The organism is Pseudoalteromonas sp. SaAl2, assembly GCF_052947895.1.
The window spans coordinates 3,447,430-3,464,418 of sequence record NZ_CM129605.1 but is presented as its reverse complement, the minus strand read 5'-3'; the positions used below and the strand labels follow the sequence as shown (position 1 = coordinate 3,464,418).

The window sequence follows — 16,989 nt, the reverse complement described above, 5'->3', positions numbered from 1 at the left end:
TAAGCTATTTGTCGGCGCTATTGTAGGGGGCCGGAAGTATTTGTCTAGTTTTGAGTAAAAGTAAGTGCTGATTTTTTGTCCGTTTTACTTTAGGTTTTTGTAAACTTGCCGATAATAAAGAATGCAAATATAGGAGTCGGATTATGAAAATTGGCAATTTTGGCTATGTCCCAAACAATAACGTCAATCAAAACAGCAGTAAGGCCGCATTTACTCAGCCTACAATACAGTCCCCACAAGACAGTTACCAGCAACGTGGTAAAGAGCTAGCGGCAAAAGTATTGGGCGACAAAATGGCAGAAGCGCTCGGCTTACCTGTTGAGCAAGAGAAAAAGACAAGCCTTTGTTTGATTTTGAAGAAATCGTAAAAAATGTTTTAGACTTTGTCACAGGAGCTGTAAAAAAAGCGCAAGCTGATGGCGCTGATGATGACAAGCTCAAAGGTATGCTTAGTGATGCTCGCAAAGGAGTTCAAATAGGTATTGATGATGCGTATGCAGAACTCAAAGATACTGGTGTTTTAAATGACGATATTGAACAAGGTATCGAAAAATCAAAAGAGGGCATTTTTAATGGTCTTGATGAATTTGAAGACGACCTATTTAACCCTCAACCGGATTCTGTCAGTGTTAGTCAGGCGCAATATTTAAGTTTAAGCAATAATGCGCAGTATAATTTTACAACTGCCGAAGGTGATGAAGTAAGTATTAGCTTTGCCGATGCCTTTACTCAGCAGTCAGCAAGTAGCTATCAGCGCTCTGGTGATAGCGAAGGTTTTGCTAGTGAGTCATCTCAATCTCGTGAGCTTTCATTTAGTATGTCAGTAAATGGTGATTTAAATGAAGATGAACAAGAGGCAATCAATGCCTTAATGGAAGACTTACAAAGTGTCAGTCAAACTTTCTTTGGTGGTGATTTAGATGAAGCCTTTGAGCAAGCGCAAGAACTTAGTTTAGGCAGCGAGCAGCTGGTCGCTTTTTCGATGGATCTAAAGCAAACTAAAACATTTGCATCGATTAAAGGTTATGAAGAAAACAAACCAGCTCCAGAAAAAGAAGTAGCAAATAAAGTGGCGCCGTTTAATGATGAATTGAGAGAGACATTTAATAAGGCAAGTGAACTTGGGCTGCAAAATCAGTTGTCAGGAATTTTACAATGGCTAAATCAAGATCAAGAAGAGGTTAGTAAGCTGGTCGATTATACGAAAACTATGTTTGAACAAATGAATAAACTTCGTGATGCCGTGTCAGAAGCTTAAGCTTTATTTTATATGATGCTCATGGCAAACTGCTCAGCTTAAGTAAAGCTTGGAGTAGGCGGTTTGTCATCACACATTATGGTATTCGATTCAGGAATAGGCGGCACAACAGTACTTGAGCATATCCAAGCCTTATTACCTCAAGCTCAGCTAAGTTACTTTATGGATAATGCTTATCTGCCTTACGGTAAGTTAAGCCAAGAAACAATTGTTGCACGTCTAACCTCTTTACTTCATTACATTACAGCCCACCAATTAAAAGTTGATGTTCTAGTGATAGCTTGTAATACAGCATCGACATTAGCATTAGCAAAAGTAAGAGAGTTGACTAGCATACCTATTGTGGGTGTTGTTCCTGCAATAAAGCCAGCCACTTTATTTACACAAACCCATCGTATAGGTTTATTAGCAACACCTGCCACAATAAGCAATAGTTATACTCAGCAATTAATAGCACTTTATGGTAAGGGTTTGATTGTAGACTCATATAGCAGTGTTGAGTTGGTGGCTATCGCAGAACGACTCTATTTTACAGGTGAGTTCGACCAAGTTAAGTTTGCAAAGGAAATGAAAAGACTTGCTATTAAGCCAAGTACTGACGTACTGGTATTAGGGTGTACGCATTTTCCGATATTGGCTAAGCAAATAGATAACTTTTATAATAGAGCTATTAAACTGATGGATTCTGGGGCAGCAATAGCCAAAAGGGTTGCAACAGTATTAGTTGAGCAAAACGATTCTGATCGGCTAGCCTCCAATATTGAAACTATACAAGCAAAACAAAAAAAAACCGCTGCATTACTATGCAACGGCTTCTGTATTAACTAATAAGCTAACGGTGGAACGTATTAAACTGATTGATTCGCCTCTGAACGCATAGAGGTTGAATCATCATCTTGTTTTTGTTTTGCTTCACGAACCTTTAATGTACGTTGTTGGAACTCGCTATCGTTTAATTGCGAAATAGCATTGTCAGCATCTGACTCCGCCATTTCAACAAAACCAAAGCCACGACGCTTGCCTGTATTTTTATCCTTTAATAGGCGTACGTTGAAAACTTTACCTTGTTCTTCAAATAAGGCGCGAACAACACTTTCATTTGCACGATAAGGAAGATTGCCAACATAAAGCGTTTTTGTTTTTACTTCGACTTCTTCTGCAACGCCAGATGATAGTGCACTAACTACAAGGCCACCAACTAAAACACCTACAGCAAATAGTAAGCCAGGGCTTAGTGCTAAGCTTGAAAGTGCGAAATTGACTATAACAAAACCAATAACAGCCAGAATAACTAAAGAGATAAGAGATTTTTGATCGGGTAATTTCATTTTGATCTACCAATAAACAGGAAATAAACATTAATTTAACATTGTGAACTTGCTATCTTAACGCGATAAATGAACATATCAATGTTATTTATGTGAAATTATTAAATTTGCCGTAAAAAATGGCGTTAAACCCTCTGTTAAGTGACTATTTTGCAGGTTTTTGGGCGCTTTTTGAGCGAACGATTAAAAGTTTTAAAAAAAGGGTTGATCTGTTTTCGGATCTCCCTATAATGCGACCCCACTGAGACGGCAGAGCGCAACGCATAGCGGAGCACGAGCTACTTAGTAAGTCGAATAAAACTTGAGTTTAGATTTTTCATAAAGTTTAAAATTAAGTGTTGACAAAAAAATAGGAAAGCGTAATATGCGCAGCCCTAGCGACGTAAAGCAAAGCGCTTTAATCGCAACGTTCTTTAACAATATAAAGCAATCATCTGTGTGGGCACTCGTACAGATTGAGTTCTAACAGCCTGGCTTAGTTCGCTAAGCAAGGCAAAAAATTTAGAGTCTCAATTGAAACTGAGTGACCAACAGAATAGTTACTTTTAGTAATTATTCAGCACAGTCAATTCAATATCGAAAGATATTAAATAAATTCAGAATTCATTGAGCTGTTCTTTACTCTTTATTGGGTGGGAACAAAAAACTTTTAATTGAAGAGTTTGATCATGGCTCAGATTGAACGCTGGCGGCAGGCCTAACACATGCAAGTCGAGCGGTAACAGAGAGTAGCTTGCTACTTTGCTGACGAGCGGCGGACGGGTGAGTAATGCTTGGGAACATGCCTTTAGGTGGGGGACAACAGTTGGAAACGACTGCTAATACCGCATGATGTCTACGGACCAAAGGGGGCTTCGGCTCTCGCCTAAAGATTGGCCCAAGTGGGATTAGCTAGTTGGTGAGGTAATGGCTCACCAAGGCAACGATCCCTAGCTGGTTTGAGAGGATGATCAGCCACACTGGAACTGAGACACGGTCCAGACTCCTACGGGAGGCAGCAGTGGGGAATATTGCACAATGGGCGCAAGCCTGATGCAGCCATGCCGCGTGTGTGAAGAAGGCCTTCGGGTTGTAAAGCACTTTCAGTCAGGAGGAAAGGTTAGTAGTTAATACCTGCTAGCTGTGACGTTACTGACAGAAGAAGCACCGGCTAACTCCGTGCCAGCAGCCGCGGTAATACGGAGGGTGCGAGCGTTAATCGGAATTACTGGGCGTAAAGCGTACGCAGGCGGTTTGTTAAGCGAGATGTGAAAGCCCCGGGCTCAACCTGGGAACTGCATTTCGAACTGGCAAACTAGAGTGTGATAGAGGGTGGTAGAATTTCAGGTGTAGCGGTGAAATGCGTAGAGATCTGAAGGAATACCGATGGCGAAGGCAGCCACCTGGGTCAACACTGACGCTCATGTACGAAAGCGTGGGGAGCAAACAGGATTAGATACCCTGGTAGTCCACGCCGTAAACGATGTCTACTAGAAGCTCGGCTCTTCGGAGTTGTTTTTCAAAGCTAACGCATTAAGTAGACCGCCTGGGGAGTACGGCCGCAAGGTTAAAACTCAAATGAATTGACGGGGGCCCGCACAAGCGGTGGAGCATGTGGTTTAATTCGATGCAACGCGAAGAACCTTACCTACACTTGACATACAGAGAACTTACCAGAGATGGTTTGGTGCCTTCGGGAGCTCTGATACAGGTGCTGCATGGCTGTCGTCAGCTCGTGTTGTGAGATGTTGGGTTAAGTCCCGCAACGAGCGCAACCCCTATCCTTAGTTGCTAGCAGGTAATGCTGAGAACTCTAAGGAGACTGCCGGTGATAAACCGGAGGAAGGTGGGGACGACGTCAAGTCATCATGGCCCTTACGTGTAGGGCTACACACGTGCTACAATGGCGCATACAGAGTGCTGCGAACTCGCGAGAGTAAGCGAATCACTTAAAGTGCGTCGTAGTCCGGATTGGAGTCTGCAACTCGACTCCATGAAGTCGGAATCGCTAGTAATCGCGTATCAGAATGACGCGGTGAATACGTTCCCGGGCCTTGTACACACCGCCCGTCACACCATGGGAGTGGGTTGCTCCAGAAGTAGATAGTCTAACCTTAGGGAGGACGTTTACCACGGAGTGATTCATGACTGGGGTGAAGTCGTAACAAGGTAGCCCTAGGGGAACCTGGGGCTGGATCACCTCCTTATACGATTTAGAACTTATTTGTTCGTAGTGTCCACACAGATGATTGTTAATTGTAAAGAGAACAACACTTATTGTTTGGGTCTGTAGCTCAGTTGGTTAGAGCGCACCCCTGATAAGGGTGAGGTCGGTAGTTCAAATCTACTCAGACCCACCACTTCTTCTTAATACTGCGTTGTAAGCTTCGTTGTTTAGTGAACTAAACGGCCTCAACTTACGCCTTGTCTTAAAAAGAAGTCGGTATACAAACAGTAAGACCAGCATATGTGGGGCTATAGCTCAGCTGGGAGAGCGCCTGCCTTGCACGCAGGAGGTCAGCAGTTCGATCCTGCTTAGCTCCACCACTTTTACTTCTTAAAAATAAATATTCTTTATCGGGTAGCAACACCACCTGAGAATAGAGTGTGTTTAATTTTGAGAAGTTTTTGATTCTCTGCTCTTTAAAAATTTGGAAAAGCTGATAATAAAATTCGTATGAATACATTGTATTTGTACAGAGTTTTCAAAAGTAAAAAAGAATGATAGCAGTATCATTCAGTGCCATTTAGTTAACTCTTATGAGTTGATTGATTGGTATCTACTTTAGTATTCAATATTAACTTCTGGCGAAGTTAAACTGTCACAAAACAAAGACCCGTTTGGGTTGTATGGTTAAGTGACTAAGCGTACACGGTGGATGCCTTGGCAGTTGGAGGCGATGAAGGACGTATTAACTTGCGATAAGCTTAGTCGAGCTAGTAAAAAGCACTTGAGACTAAGATTTCCGAATGGGGAAACCCACCTGCTTGCAGGTATCGTTAACTGAATACATAGGTTAACGAGGCGAACGCGGAGAACTGAAACATCTAAGTACCCGTAGGAAAAGAAATCAACCGAGATTCCGGAAGTAGCGGCGAGCGAAACCGGAACAGCCCTTAAGCTTATTATGTGTTAATGGAAGGCTCTGGAAAGTGCCACGATACAGGGTGATAGTCCCGTACATGAAAATGCATTTTAAGTGAAATCGAGTAGGTCGGAGCACGTGAAACTTTGACTGAATATAGGTGGACCATCATCTAAGGCTAAATACTCCCAACTGACCGATAGTGAACCAGTACCGTGAGGGAAAGGCGAAAAGAACCCCTGTGAGGGGAGTGAAATAGAACCTGAAACCGTGTACGTACAAGCAGTAGGAGCCCACTTGTTGGGTGACTGCGTACCTTTTGTATAATGGGTCAGCGACTTATATTTTGTAGCGAGGTTAACCGATTAGGGTAGCCGTAGGGAAACCGAGTCTTAACTGGGCGAATAGTTGCAAGGTATAGACCCGAAACCCGGTGATCTAGCCATGAGCAGGTTGAAGGTTGAGTAACATCAACTGGAGGACCGAACCCACTAACGTTGAAAAGTTAGGGGATGACTTGTGGCTTGGAGTGAAAGGCTAATCAAACCGGGAGATAGCTGGTTCTCCCCGAAATCTATTTAGGTAGAGCCTCGGACGAATACTTACGGGGGTAGAGCACTGTTAAGGCTAGGGGGTCATCCCGACTTACCAACCCTTTGCAAACTCCGAATACCGTAAAGTACTATCCGGGAGACACACGGCGGGTGCTAACGTCCGTCGTGAAGAGGGAAACAACCCAGACCGCCAGCTAAGGTCCCAAAGTCATAGTTAAGTGGGAAACGATGTGGAAAGGCCCAGACAGCCAGGAGGTTGGCTTAGAAGCAGCCATCCTTTAAAGAAAGCGTAATAGCTCACTGGTCGAGTCGGTCTGCGCGGAAGATGTAACGGGGCTAAACTATGCACCGAAGCTGCGGATTCAGAATTTATTCTGAGTGGTAGGGGAGCGTTCTGTAAGCGGTTGAAGGTGTACCGGGAGGTATGCTGGACGTATCAGAAGTGCGAATGCTGACATGAGTAACGATAATGCGGGTGAAAAACCCGCACGCCGGAAGACCAAGGGTTCCTATCCCATGTTAATCAGGGTAGGGTAAGTCGACCCCTAAGGCGAGGCCGAAAGGCGTAGTCGATGGGAAACGGATTAATATTTCCGTACTTGGCATAATTGCGATGGGGGGACGGAGCAGGCTAAGCAAGCATGGCGATGGTTGTCCATGTGAAAGTGAGTAGGTTGGTGACTTAGGAAAATCCGGGTTGCTAAGACTGAGACACGAGACGAGCCACTAAGGTGGTGAAGTTGCTGATGCCATACTTCCAGGAAAAGCCTCTAAGCTTCAGATTATACCGAATCGTACCCCAAACCGACACAGGTGGTCAGGTAGAGAATACTAAGGCGCTTGAGAGAACTCGGGTGAAGGAACTAGGCAAAATCGTACCGTAACTTCGGGAGAAGGTACGCTCCTATCTGTGATGAGACTTGCTCTCTAAGCGGACGGGAGCCGCAGTGACCAGGTGGCTGGGACTGTTTATTAAAAACACAGCACTGTGCAAAATCGCAAGATGACGTATACGGTGTGACACCTGCCCGGTGCCGGAAGGTTAATTGATGGGGTTAGTTTTCGGACGAAGCTCTTGATCGAAGCCCCGGTAAACGGCGGCCGTAACTATAACGGTCCTAAGGTAGCGAAATTCCTTGTCGGGTAAGTTCCGACCTGCACGAATGGTGTAACCATGGCCACGCTGTCTCCACCCGAGACTCAGTGAAATTGAAATCGCAGTGAAGATGCTGTGTACCCGCGGCTAGACGGAAAGACCCCGTGAACCTTTACTACAGCTTGGCACTGAACATTGAACCTACATGTGTAGGATAGGTGGGAGACTTAGAAGATGAGACGCTAGTTTTGTTGGAGTCGTCCTTGAAATACCACCCTTGTAGTTTTGATGTTCTAACGTTGGCCCCTGAATCGGGGTTACGGACAGTGCCTGGTGGGTAGTTTGACTGGGGCGGTCTCCTCCCAAAGAGTAACGGAGGAGCACGAAGGTTGGCTAAGTACGGTCGGACATCGTACGGTTAGTGTAATGGTAGAAGCCAGCTTAACTGCGAGACAGACACGTCGAGCAGGTACGAAAGTAGGTCATAGTGATCCGGTGGTTCTGAATGGAAGGGCCATCGCTCAACGGATAAAAGGTACTCCGGGGATAACAGGCTGATACCGCCCAAGAGTTCATATCGACGGCGGTGTTTGGCACCTCGATGTCGGCTCATCACATCCTGGGGCTGAAGTCGGTCCCAAGGGTATGGCTGTTCGCCATTTAAAGTGGTACGCGAGCTGGGTTTAGAACGTCGTGAGACAGTTCGGTCCCTATCTGCCGTGGGCGTTTGAGAATTGAGAGGGGTTGCTCCTAGTACGAGAGGACCGGAGTGAACGAACCGCTGGTGTTCGGGTTGTCATGCCAATGGCATTGCCCGGTAGCTACGTTCGGAACTGATAAGCGCTGAAAGCATCTAAGCGCGAAGCAGGCCTCGAGATGAGTTCTCACTAGACTTTTAAAGTCTCTGAAGGGCCGTTGAAGACTACAACGTTGATAGGCAAGATGTGGAAGCATAGTGATATGTTAAGCTAACTTGTACTAATTACCCGTGAGGCTTAACCATACAACGCCAAACGCGTTTTATGTGACTGTTTAAGCGCAGAAGTTAATATAACTAAAGTAGATTACTGAAGATTAATTTATTATCAGAAATTCCAAATTTTAGTAAGTTTGATTAAATCGAACTTACACCAAATTTGCTTGGTGACAATAGCGTTTTGGACCCACCTGATCCCATGCCGAACTCAGTAGTGAAACGAAACAGCGCCGATGATAGTGTAGCATTTGTTATGTGAAAGTAGGTCATCGCCAGGCTCCAAATTGAGAAAGCCCGATTCGAAAGAATCGGGCTTTTTTACGTTTATACACCGTAGCGTGGGTTGAGTATCACGAAACCCACGGTTAAAGAACGCCACAATCCCTCAGGGCCAACATACCTTACCTCGGCCTGTATTTTAATCTTGAAAAACTCGCACTCCATAAGAAAATACTACCCACAGTCCTCTGAGTGAATTTCAAGTATAGGTTTACTTTTAACTATTAGATAAAAATACAGTGAGCTTTTCACCTATTTTTAAATTATCCCGCGAAAGATTATTCCATTGTTTAAGTTTAGTAATACTGACTTTGTAGTGGTTGGCAATTTTCCACAGGCTATCACCAGATTTAACCTGATACTCAATTTGAGTATCAGCTAATTGTGGTAGCACTAGCCTTTGGCCAATCCTAATAGTGTTTCCCTTGAGGTCGTTGAATGCTTTTAGTTGGCTTAAAGTTACTTTGTAGCGCTTAGCGATCACGCTCAAACTATCGCCACGCTTAACTGTATAATGTTGCCATTGGCTGTAGTCGTTAGAATCTTGATCAGCAATCATAGTCTCAAATTGCTTTTGCTCACTAGCAGGGATGACTAGATGCGGTGCATCAATAATCGCCGGAAAGCGAATGACCCCGTAGTTTAAGGGCTCTAACTGTTGCCATTGGGCTTTATTATCTAAAATAACTGAGCCATCAATAGGCAATACTGTAATTGCTGGGCTATTTGAAATTGCAGGAAACGCCATCTTTTGGCTTTTTAATAATTGCGCCGCAGCAAGCAGCTTAGGGACATACTGACTGGTTTGCTGAGGGAGTTTTAAACTGAAAAAGTCAGTTGGTTTACCTTGCTTTTTATTGTTGCTGATCGCTCTAAGTACACGGCCTTCACCTAAGTTATAGGCTGCTATAGCGTGATACCAATTACCATCAAAGCGTTTGTATAAGTACTCCATAAAATCCAGAGCAGCGTGGGTACTGTCGATCACATCTTGGCGGCCATCGTACCAAGGGCTAATTTTTACCTTAAAGTACTTAGCAATGGCAGGCGTTAATTGCCAAAGCCCAGATGCATGCTTATGCGAGTAGGCACTGGCGTTAAAGTCACTCTCAATAAGAGGCATTAATGCCAGTTCTATGGGTAATTCTCGTTTTTCTACCTCATCAACAATATAGTAAAGGTAAGGCTCAGCACGGCGACTTATTTCATCCATATAGTTGGGGTGAGATAAATACCAAGCAATGCGTTGTTGAACGGCGGGGTGGCTTGAATTGGCAAATGTTAGCTGTGCGCGAATACGTTGCCATACATCATCGAGTTCTTTTGTTGTGAGTGGCGCTATTTGTGTAATATCTTCGCGCTGTTCACTAACAATTGTTTTGGGGTTAGCCTTTATTTCAGGAGTTGATGTTGGTGTATCGGGCGTGCTTTCACAACCAGATAAAATTATTAATGGCAAAATGCGGATAAATCGATTTAAAAACACGTACTACACTACTCCGTAAATATAAATGCGGCTAACCTAAAGCAGGTAAGCTTAACATAGGGTGAGTTAGATTTGAGCGGAAGATGAATTAATCTGCCCCTTAAACTGCTCTTTGTAACGACGTGATAAGTTAAGTACTTCTCCTGTTGTTAATTTTACTTCGCTATCGCCACTGGATAAGGGGGGTTATTGATTCAATCGTATCGAGTCTAATAGCATGAGAGCGATGAATACGGCAAAAGCCTTGTGGTTCTAACCTAGCTATAAGATTGGTCATGGTTGCTCGTAGCGGGTAAATGCGTGTCCCAATATGCAGGTTTACGTAATTACCGCTAGACTCAAGCCAATCAATTTTATTTGTAGAGATAATAAACTCTTTACCTAGTTTCTTAACGAGTAATCTGTCGAAATTCAAATCTTGTAGTGTGTCCTCCTCATGTTTAATTGGCGTGGCTTCACCAGTTAATTGGCTAACAACATATTGATAGGTTTTAATAACAACAATCAAAAATAAAAAGCCCCATAAGTCTTTACGGTATTCATAAAGCAGCTCAAACCACACCAATCCAAAGTCATACTGCATTTGTTGAATGCTATAAATAAACTTGCGGATAGTTACCATGATCCCTACATGCAATAACGAGAAAATAACGCTTGCGAATAAGTAAATGAGTAATGAGCGGGTGATCTTTTGCCAATTAAAGGGTTGGGCTTGTAATAACCAAACTAAAGCAGGAAACAACAATAAAGTACCAATAGCACTTGAATACTCCCATACAAATGGCTCCCAGAGCATAAACGGGAGTACGCCATCGCGCTGGGCTTCCATAATGTTTGAGCTGGCATTAATGGTATTGTTGATAAAAATATAACTACATAAAAATAGTGTCGCATACCAAGTTTGGTAACGCTGAAAATGCGTTAAGGTGATCATTACTATTGTTACTCTTAAGCTGCCTCACTATTAGACTATCAACATAGCGAACAATTACCAAACTTATCATCCCTGTTATCCACCGCTTATCCCTACTGACTGTTTTATCAGCCTTTTTTAATTTTTTAGCGCGGTAAGAGGGGCATAGTTGTTATTAATTAGTCGTAAGTTAAATCTACCATGACACTTAAAATAGTAATTAAAAACACAACCCGCATGCTATTACAGCCATGGCATAATGCGTTCAATCAACCAGTTGAATCACCAGAGCGCCGCTATGATTTAGATTGGCTACGGGTGATTGCATTTGGTTTATTAATTTTCTACCACAGCGGTATGCTATACAGTGAAAATTGGGGTTTTCATTTTAAAAGCCAGTATTTATCCAGCAGCATTGAAAATATCATGCTCTTACTGTCGCCATGGCGGATGGGATTAATTTGGTTCATTTCAGGTGTGGCGCTGCGCTTTATTGTTGCGCGTTTTAGTCTAGGTATGTTTTTAACTACGCGCAGTGTAAAGATATTACTGCCTTTATTGTTTGGCATTTGGTTTATAGTGCCGATTCAGCTTTATGCGCAAATGAGCCAAGAGGTTGGTTTAGCTATGAGCTTTTGGCAGTTTTACAGCCAGTTTTTTGATTTAACCAACACTTTATTTGAGCACTATCAAGCTGGAGTTTGGCCGCATGTTGATGTAAACCACCTTTGGTATTTGCGCTCCTTATGGCAATTTACTTTATTACTGATGTTAGTGATGCCGCTGCTTCATCACGCTAATGTGCAAGCAATAATCACGCGCTTATCTGGGCGCTCGTTATTTACAGTTTTTATCGTATTACTATTGCCGATTTGTATTTTAAAATTAAGCTGGCCAAGTGATACATTCAGATATCCCATGGGGGCGCTGTTTTTACTTTATGGTTACCTGCTTGCTTGGCAGCCTGCATTTTATAGCAAATTGCTACGTCACTGGCAGGCGTTATTACTGGTATTCATTTTAGGTTATTTAGTTGTAGTGCTGGGTTATCACATGATTTGGCAAAATCCTGCTGTTAGCCAATGGCAAATTACCAGCATGGATATGCTGTATACTGCGCAACGATTAGTCGGTGTGCTGTTGATGCTAGCTCTAGCACAACGTTTTTTGAATCACGATCACCCCAAACTAGCTTTACTAAACTGTGCAGTATTTCCTTTTTACCTATTACATCAAAGTGTGATTATTGGCTTGGCCTTTTATTTGTCTAAGCTGCAATTAGGTGGTTTTGTGGAGCCATTACTTATACTAAGTCTCACATTCATTATTTGTTGGCTAGTGTTTATTGTTGCGCGCCGTGTCGATCTATTAAGCCCATTGCTAGGGATTAGAGTCACAAGGAAATATAAAGCATGGCAAGTTAAAGCAGGCTTTCTTTGCGGACTAATATTGGTAAGCCCGCTGATCTTTAGGTTGATTTAACTATCTGTATTACAGACTAATTGTCGCCGTAAACGACGACCTACGGATGTGTATTGAGGTGATGTAGGACGTGCTTTAGCGCGTTAATAGGCTATATTTTACTTCTGCTTTAGGAAAAGGAGTTTATCTAATGAGCTGGAGTTACTTAGAGAAAGGGCGCGTATCAATTCAATCTGGTGAATACTTCATTACATTTGCATGCCACCGCAGAGAAAGAATATTTAGTAGCTACGATCTTGCCAATATTTTTTGTAGATGTATCGCTAGTAACGAGCTCAAGTTTCAATGTCGTTGGTTAACTTGGGTTTTAATGCCTGATCATTTCCATGGTTTATTGCAATTAACATCAAGTGAGTTAGGAATAACTGTGGGCCATTTAAAAGGTGTATCTGCTCGGGAAGTTAATATAGTACGAAATAAAAATCAGCCTGTTTGGCAAAGAGCGTATTATGATCATGCACTGCGAGAAGAAGAAAATAGGATAGTAATAGCAAGGTATATTGCTGCAAATCCTTTGAGAGTAAGTTGGTCACTCGAATTGGTGACTATCCATATTGGAATTCAGTATATTTATAAGCTTAATTTCGCAGAGAGTTGTTGCCATAAATGACGACCTACGGATGTGTGTTGAGGTGATGTAGGACGTGCTTTAGCGCGTTATGTTTAGTTTGGGTCTTTATGCTATTGTCGCCGTAAACGACGACCTACAATATATACGATTAAATATCTTTAATTTTCATTGCAGGATTACCAGCAACTACAGTATTTTCGGCAACATTTTTGGTGACGATAGACCCCGCGCCCACGACAGCGTTATCGCCAATGGTAACACCCGCTAAAACGATAACTCCCGCGCCAATCCACACGTTATTACCGATTGTAATCGGTGCCGCAAAGTTGTCTTTATTGAGTCGCTCTGTGGGGGAACCGCATGCGATACAGCCAAAAGCTGAACGTTTGGGCCGATTAAACAATCGTCGCCAATGCTTATCGCCCCCTCATTAATTGGCGCATCTAACACAGTGCAGTTAATGTTTATAAAAGTACGATCACCTATTTGCACTTGCGAGCCGTAATCTAAGTGGAAGCCGGCTTCAATAATCACGTCTTCACCACAATGCGCAAATAAACTCTTAATACGTTTTAAATTACCCTTGCTGGGGCTTTTTGCAAATAACCGACAAGTCTCATGGGCGACTTTGCGTTGCTCAATCAGTGGTTTTTCTAGGCTATTAAATTGAGTTAGATGAGTCATCGTTTTAGGGAGTTAATGAGTATGTATTGATGATAAAGCAAAATTGGCTGCTAACCAAACGGGACTATCAGTTGTTGACCGTAATTCAATGAAACCCGACTTTACGCAGAATAGATTAAAGTCGGGTGTTTATTTATAACTTCAATTGTGGGTATGAGTCGCCAGAGTCTCAGTTTCACTCATTTCGTAATGCCTTTATTGGATCTTGTCGTAACGTTTGGTTGATCGGAAAAAAGCTGGCAAGTACTGATATTGCTAATAAACCCAGCCAAATGACCGTTGTTAACCACCAGTCTATAGGCAGGTCAACCTCAGGTAATGACATACAATAGCCTATAATTAAAAATGCCAACGAAAAGGCTAACACTAAGCTCATTGTTATGGGTTGCATGAGTTCTAATAAGCTTTCTTTTAGTAACCTATAATTGTCAGCCCCCATAGAAAGTTTGACGCCTAAGCTATATCTGCGCACTTTAACTAAATAGCTAACAATACCGTTTATGCCAATACACACCATCAGCAGCGATGTTGATGCCAACACAATAGCCAGCCATGCTGCATTTAAGTGACGTTGCCTTTTTTCATCAAACATACTTGTTAAAGAGGCTATGTTATTAATGTCTAATCGTTGGTCGACTTCCAATACTGCTTGTTGAATATGGGCAATTGCATTATTTTCATCTGCAACAGTAATCAAATATGTAAATTGTTGCCAACCAGGGTAATCTTTAGGTGTAAAAACTTCAAAGTCTTCACTTTCAGGGCTGCCCGGTACATAGGTGTTGCTGACAATACCTATGATTGAGTAATATCTTTTATTATCAAAACTCACTTTACTGTTTAGTACTTCATTACTGTTTTTATTAAGTAAATCTGCAAGGCGTTGATTGATAATGATCGGTGGGTTTTTTAGTTGTTCATCCCCTTTGGCAAAGCCTTTCCCCGTTATTATTAAGTTAAGTTCAGTAAAGTAATTGGCAGTTACTAAGCTATTACGTGCTTGGGCAATATACTGTCCAGCTTCGTTATATATTTGATTGACATTAACCGTTTTTGGCAGCCTCATTTCGGATGACACAGCTAAGCTGCTCACATTATTAAGCGCCAGCAACCTCTGGTTAATTGCTTTGTGTAAATTAATACGTTCGCCGGATTTATCGACATTACTATAGTTTATTGTTAATGAATATTTACCTTGTGTATCCAGTCCGTTATCTCTGAGTGCTTCAGAAAGAGTTACTAAAACTACGTGGCTAGCAGTGGTTAATACTAAAAACGAAAACAAAATTTGCAGACCAACAAGTAAATGGCTGGTGGCTGAACTCATTTGCTTACCCGTTCCTTTACCGCTGCTTTGTAGGCTGCTCATTAAGTTTTGCTCTTTCACTACACTAAGTTCTATAAATGAATAAAGTGAGGCAATACTAATAATCAGAAAAGCTGAAAATAACAAAGTATTAAAGCTAAGAGAAAGCGTGTCTAAACGTTGAATGGCGTCAGCTGCTAGGTTTTGAATAACGATAAAGCCGATTTGAGTAAGTGTTAAAGCAAGTAACACTGCAATACTAATAAGTAAAATATTGTGTTTTAACGTTTCAATAATTAGTTGTTTTTTGCTTGCCCCAAATGCAAAGCTGATTGCAAGAGGTTTGATGCGCGTAATGGCTTTAGCGAGCTGCATACTAGAAAGGTTGATAAGTGCAATGAGCATTAATAAGCACACACCCAATAATAGCATTAATACAATCTTCCCGCTGTCGCCCCTAAGTGCATCATTAAATGCAGTAACACGCGCATTGACAGTAAAGTCTTTTAAAATATTAGGAGCGTGCAACTGCGCACCTTTGAGTGATAAATCACTTAATTGTTTACTAATTTCTTGCTCTGAGGCTGTGGGCTTAAATCTAACAACACTCTTATATGCGCCCATAAAACCGTTAGATGTTTTAGGGTTAAAAGCTTCGTCAGCATCAATAGGAAGCCATATTGCATCATTTATATTGCTATATGAGGGTAATACGAGACCGTCAGGTGCAACACCTACAACGGTAAAGCGACGTTGGTTGAGTTGTATTTTTGTACCAACAATATTCGAGTCACCATTATAGTGGGTTTGCCAAGCGCGATAGCCTAATACGACTGACATTTGCTGAGTACCGAGTGCTTCTGTCTTGTTAAATAATCGACCAAGTTTGGGTTGTACACCGAGTAGATCAAATAAATTATGTGTGGCAAGTATTACGTCCACAGCAGGTCTAGTTGGTTTATCTAGTAGCTTGTAGTCAGTCCATCGATGGTAAGCAGCAACATCAGTAAAAACGGTGTTTTCGTTTTCAATGTAGTTCATTACCTTTGAGTTACTAGCGGGCCCTGAATAGCCTTTAGAGTTAATAGTGCCTTCAAGTAAGTATAAGTTATCACTTTGTTGATAAGGCAAAGGCGAGAAGAACACTAAGTCTACTAAACTAAATGAACTAAGCACCATCGACAGTGTAAGTGCCAGTGTAAAAACGGTGGTGAAATAGTATTGTTTGGCACGTTTAAAAGTATTGTAGGCAGTTTTTAACATGACTGAGCAACCTGTTCTACATTTGCAGGTGTGCTTGGCACGAGTTCATCGTTTTGGGCAACTACAGTACCGTCTCTTAACTGGATATTACGCGTAGCCATATCGGCATAACGGGGATCATGGGTAACCAATACAATGGTGGTGCCTTGCTGATTTAGGTCTTTTATTAACGCCATGATTGCATCGCCGTTTTTTGAGTCTAAGTTACCTGTGGGCTCATCGACCAGCATGATGCCAGAATCGCCAGCTAGTGCGCGTGCAATCGATACGCGTTGTTGTTGACCACCAGAAATTTGATTCGGATGTAAATCAGCTTTATCAGCCAAACCTACTTTTTCTAGGCAATCTAACGCTCTTGCGTGACGTGATGATAAAGAGTCACCACGGTATTTTAGCGGTAGCGCAACGTTTTCAAGTACGGTCATTTCATCAATTAAGTTAAACGATTGAAACACAAAGCCAATGCGATTACCGCGTACTTTCGCACGTTGGTTTGAGTCCATATCAGAGACGAGTAAACCGTCAATGTAATATTCACCACTTTGAGGGGTGTCGAGCAGCCCCATAATGTTAAGGAGTGTTGACTTGCCACAACCAGAAGGCCCAGAAATAGAAATAAACTCACCGTCGTACACGGTAAAGCTAATCCCTTTTAAAATTTGACTGACTTGTTCGCCATTAGAGAAAGACTTGCTTAGGTTATTAACTCTTAAAATTTCAGTACTCAT

Annotated in this window: 7 protein-coding genes, 2 tRNA genes, 3 rRNA genes and 3 pseudogenes; 9 read left to right on the top strand and 6 right to left on the bottom strand. The window is 42.2% G+C overall.

The features are described 5' to 3' along the window. Nucleotides 1–143 precede the first annotated feature (143 nt). Nucleotides 144–1,258: pseudogene (locus tag ACU8V8_RS16295) on the top strand (DUF5610 domain-containing protein). Nucleotides 1,259–1,321: 63 nt separating this feature from the next. Continuing rightward, complete coding sequence (gene murI, locus ACU8V8_RS16290) at nucleotides 1,322–2,086, top strand: glutamate racemase (protein ID WP_446888196.1); 765 nt, start codon at nucleotides 1,322–1,324, stop codon at nucleotides 2,084–2,086. Between the two features lie 20 nt (nucleotides 2,087–2,106). Here the strand turns inward: murI and ACU8V8_RS16285 are convergent, their stop codons facing one another. Further along, on the bottom strand, nucleotides 2,107–2,586 hold the full coding sequence (locus ACU8V8_RS16285) for an RNA recognition motif domain-containing protein (RefSeq protein WP_446888195.1): 480 nt from the start codon (nucleotides 2,584–2,586) through the stop codon (nucleotides 2,107–2,109). Nucleotides 2,587–3,236: 650 nt separating this feature from the next. On the opposite strand from ACU8V8_RS16285, the gene ACU8V8_RS16280 reads away from it, so the two are divergent. From ACU8V8_RS16280 to rrf, 5 genes are all read left to right on the top strand, one after another. Then, nucleotides 3,237–4,772, top strand: a 16S ribosomal RNA gene (locus ACU8V8_RS16280). Nucleotides 4,773–4,848: 76 nt separating this feature from the next. Further along, nucleotides 4,849–4,925: transfer RNA gene (locus ACU8V8_RS16275), tRNA-Ile, on the top strand. 111 nt (nucleotides 4,926–5,036) lie between these two features. Further along, nucleotides 5,037–5,112, top strand: a tRNA-Ala gene (locus ACU8V8_RS16270). Nucleotides 5,113–5,417: 305 nt separating this feature from the next. After that, a 23S ribosomal RNA gene (locus ACU8V8_RS16265) occupies nucleotides 5,418–8,304 on the top strand. A 136-nt stretch (nucleotides 8,305–8,440) separates the two neighbouring features. After that, nucleotides 8,441–8,555: ribosomal RNA gene (gene rrf / locus ACU8V8_RS16260) — 5S ribosomal RNA — on the top strand. The 16S, 23S and 5S rRNA genes sit together here with 2 tRNA genes alongside, the layout of an rRNA operon. Nucleotides 8,556–8,773: 218 nt before the next feature. On the opposite strand, the gene ACU8V8_RS16255 is transcribed toward rrf, so the two are convergent. Next, nucleotides 8,774–10,042 (bottom strand): LysM peptidoglycan-binding domain-containing protein, encoded by a 1,269-nt coding sequence (locus ACU8V8_RS16255; protein ID WP_446888194.1) that lies wholly within the window; start codon nucleotides 10,040–10,042, stop codon nucleotides 8,774–8,776. Between the two features lie 66 nt (nucleotides 10,043–10,108). Further along, a pseudogene (locus ACU8V8_RS16250) lies at nucleotides 10,109–10,973 on the bottom strand (LytR/AlgR family response regulator transcription factor). Between the two features lie 183 nt (nucleotides 10,974–11,156). Between ACU8V8_RS16250 and ACU8V8_RS16245 the strand changes: the two are divergent. Both ACU8V8_RS16245 and ACU8V8_RS16240 read left to right on the top strand, forming a co-directional pair. Continuing rightward, nucleotides 11,157–12,437, top strand: coding sequence for an acyltransferase family protein (locus ACU8V8_RS16245; protein WP_446888193.1), 1,281 nt, complete (start codon nucleotides 11,157–11,159; stop codon nucleotides 12,435–12,437). 130 nt (nucleotides 12,438–12,567) lie between these two features. Beyond that, a complete protein-coding gene (locus ACU8V8_RS16240; RefSeq protein ID WP_446888192.1) occupies nucleotides 12,568–13,047 on the top strand; it encodes an REP-associated tyrosine transposase in 480 nt (159 codons plus the stop codon). Nucleotides 13,048–13,156: 109 nt separating this feature from the next. On the opposite strand, the pseudogene ACU8V8_RS16235 reads toward ACU8V8_RS16240, so the two are convergent. From ACU8V8_RS16235 to ACU8V8_RS16225, 3 genes and pseudogenes are all read right to left on the bottom strand, one after another. Then, nucleotides 13,157–13,692 (bottom strand): annotated as a pseudogene (locus tag ACU8V8_RS16235) (sugar O-acetyltransferase). A 175-nt stretch (nucleotides 13,693–13,867) separates the two neighbouring features. Further along, on the bottom strand, nucleotides 13,868–16,261 hold the full coding sequence (locus ACU8V8_RS16230; protein WP_446888191.1) for an ABC transporter permease: 2,394 nt from the start codon (nucleotides 16,259–16,261) through the stop codon (nucleotides 13,868–13,870). Then, entirely contained in the window at nucleotides 16,255–16,989 is a 735-nt protein-coding gene (locus ACU8V8_RS16225; protein WP_446888190.1) for an ABC transporter ATP-binding protein, read from the bottom strand. The genes ACU8V8_RS16230 and ACU8V8_RS16225 overlap by 7 nt, the downstream gene beginning before the upstream one ends.

What these genes read in the sequence shown, in the direction of transcription:
- ACU8V8_RS16240 (WP_446888192.1), top strand. Translation starts at nt 12,568, where the DNA reads ATGAGCTGGAGTTACTTAGAGAAAGGGCGCGTATCAATTCAATCTGGT.
- ACU8V8_RS16225 (WP_446888190.1), bottom strand. Translation starts at nt 16,989, where the DNA reads ATGAGTACTGAAATTTTAAGAGTTAATAACCTAAGCAAGTCTTTCTCT.
- ACU8V8_RS16245 (WP_446888193.1), top strand. Translation starts at nt 11,157, where the DNA reads ATGACACTTAAAATAGTAATTAAAAACACAACCCGCATGCTATTACAG.
- ACU8V8_RS16230 (WP_446888191.1), bottom strand. Translation starts at nt 16,261, where the DNA reads ATGTTAAAAACTGCCTACAATACTTTTAAACGTGCCAAACAATACTAT.
- ACU8V8_RS16285 (WP_446888195.1), bottom strand. Translation starts at nt 2,586, where the DNA reads ATGAAATTACCCGATCAAAAATCTCTTATCTCTTTAGTTATTCTGGCT.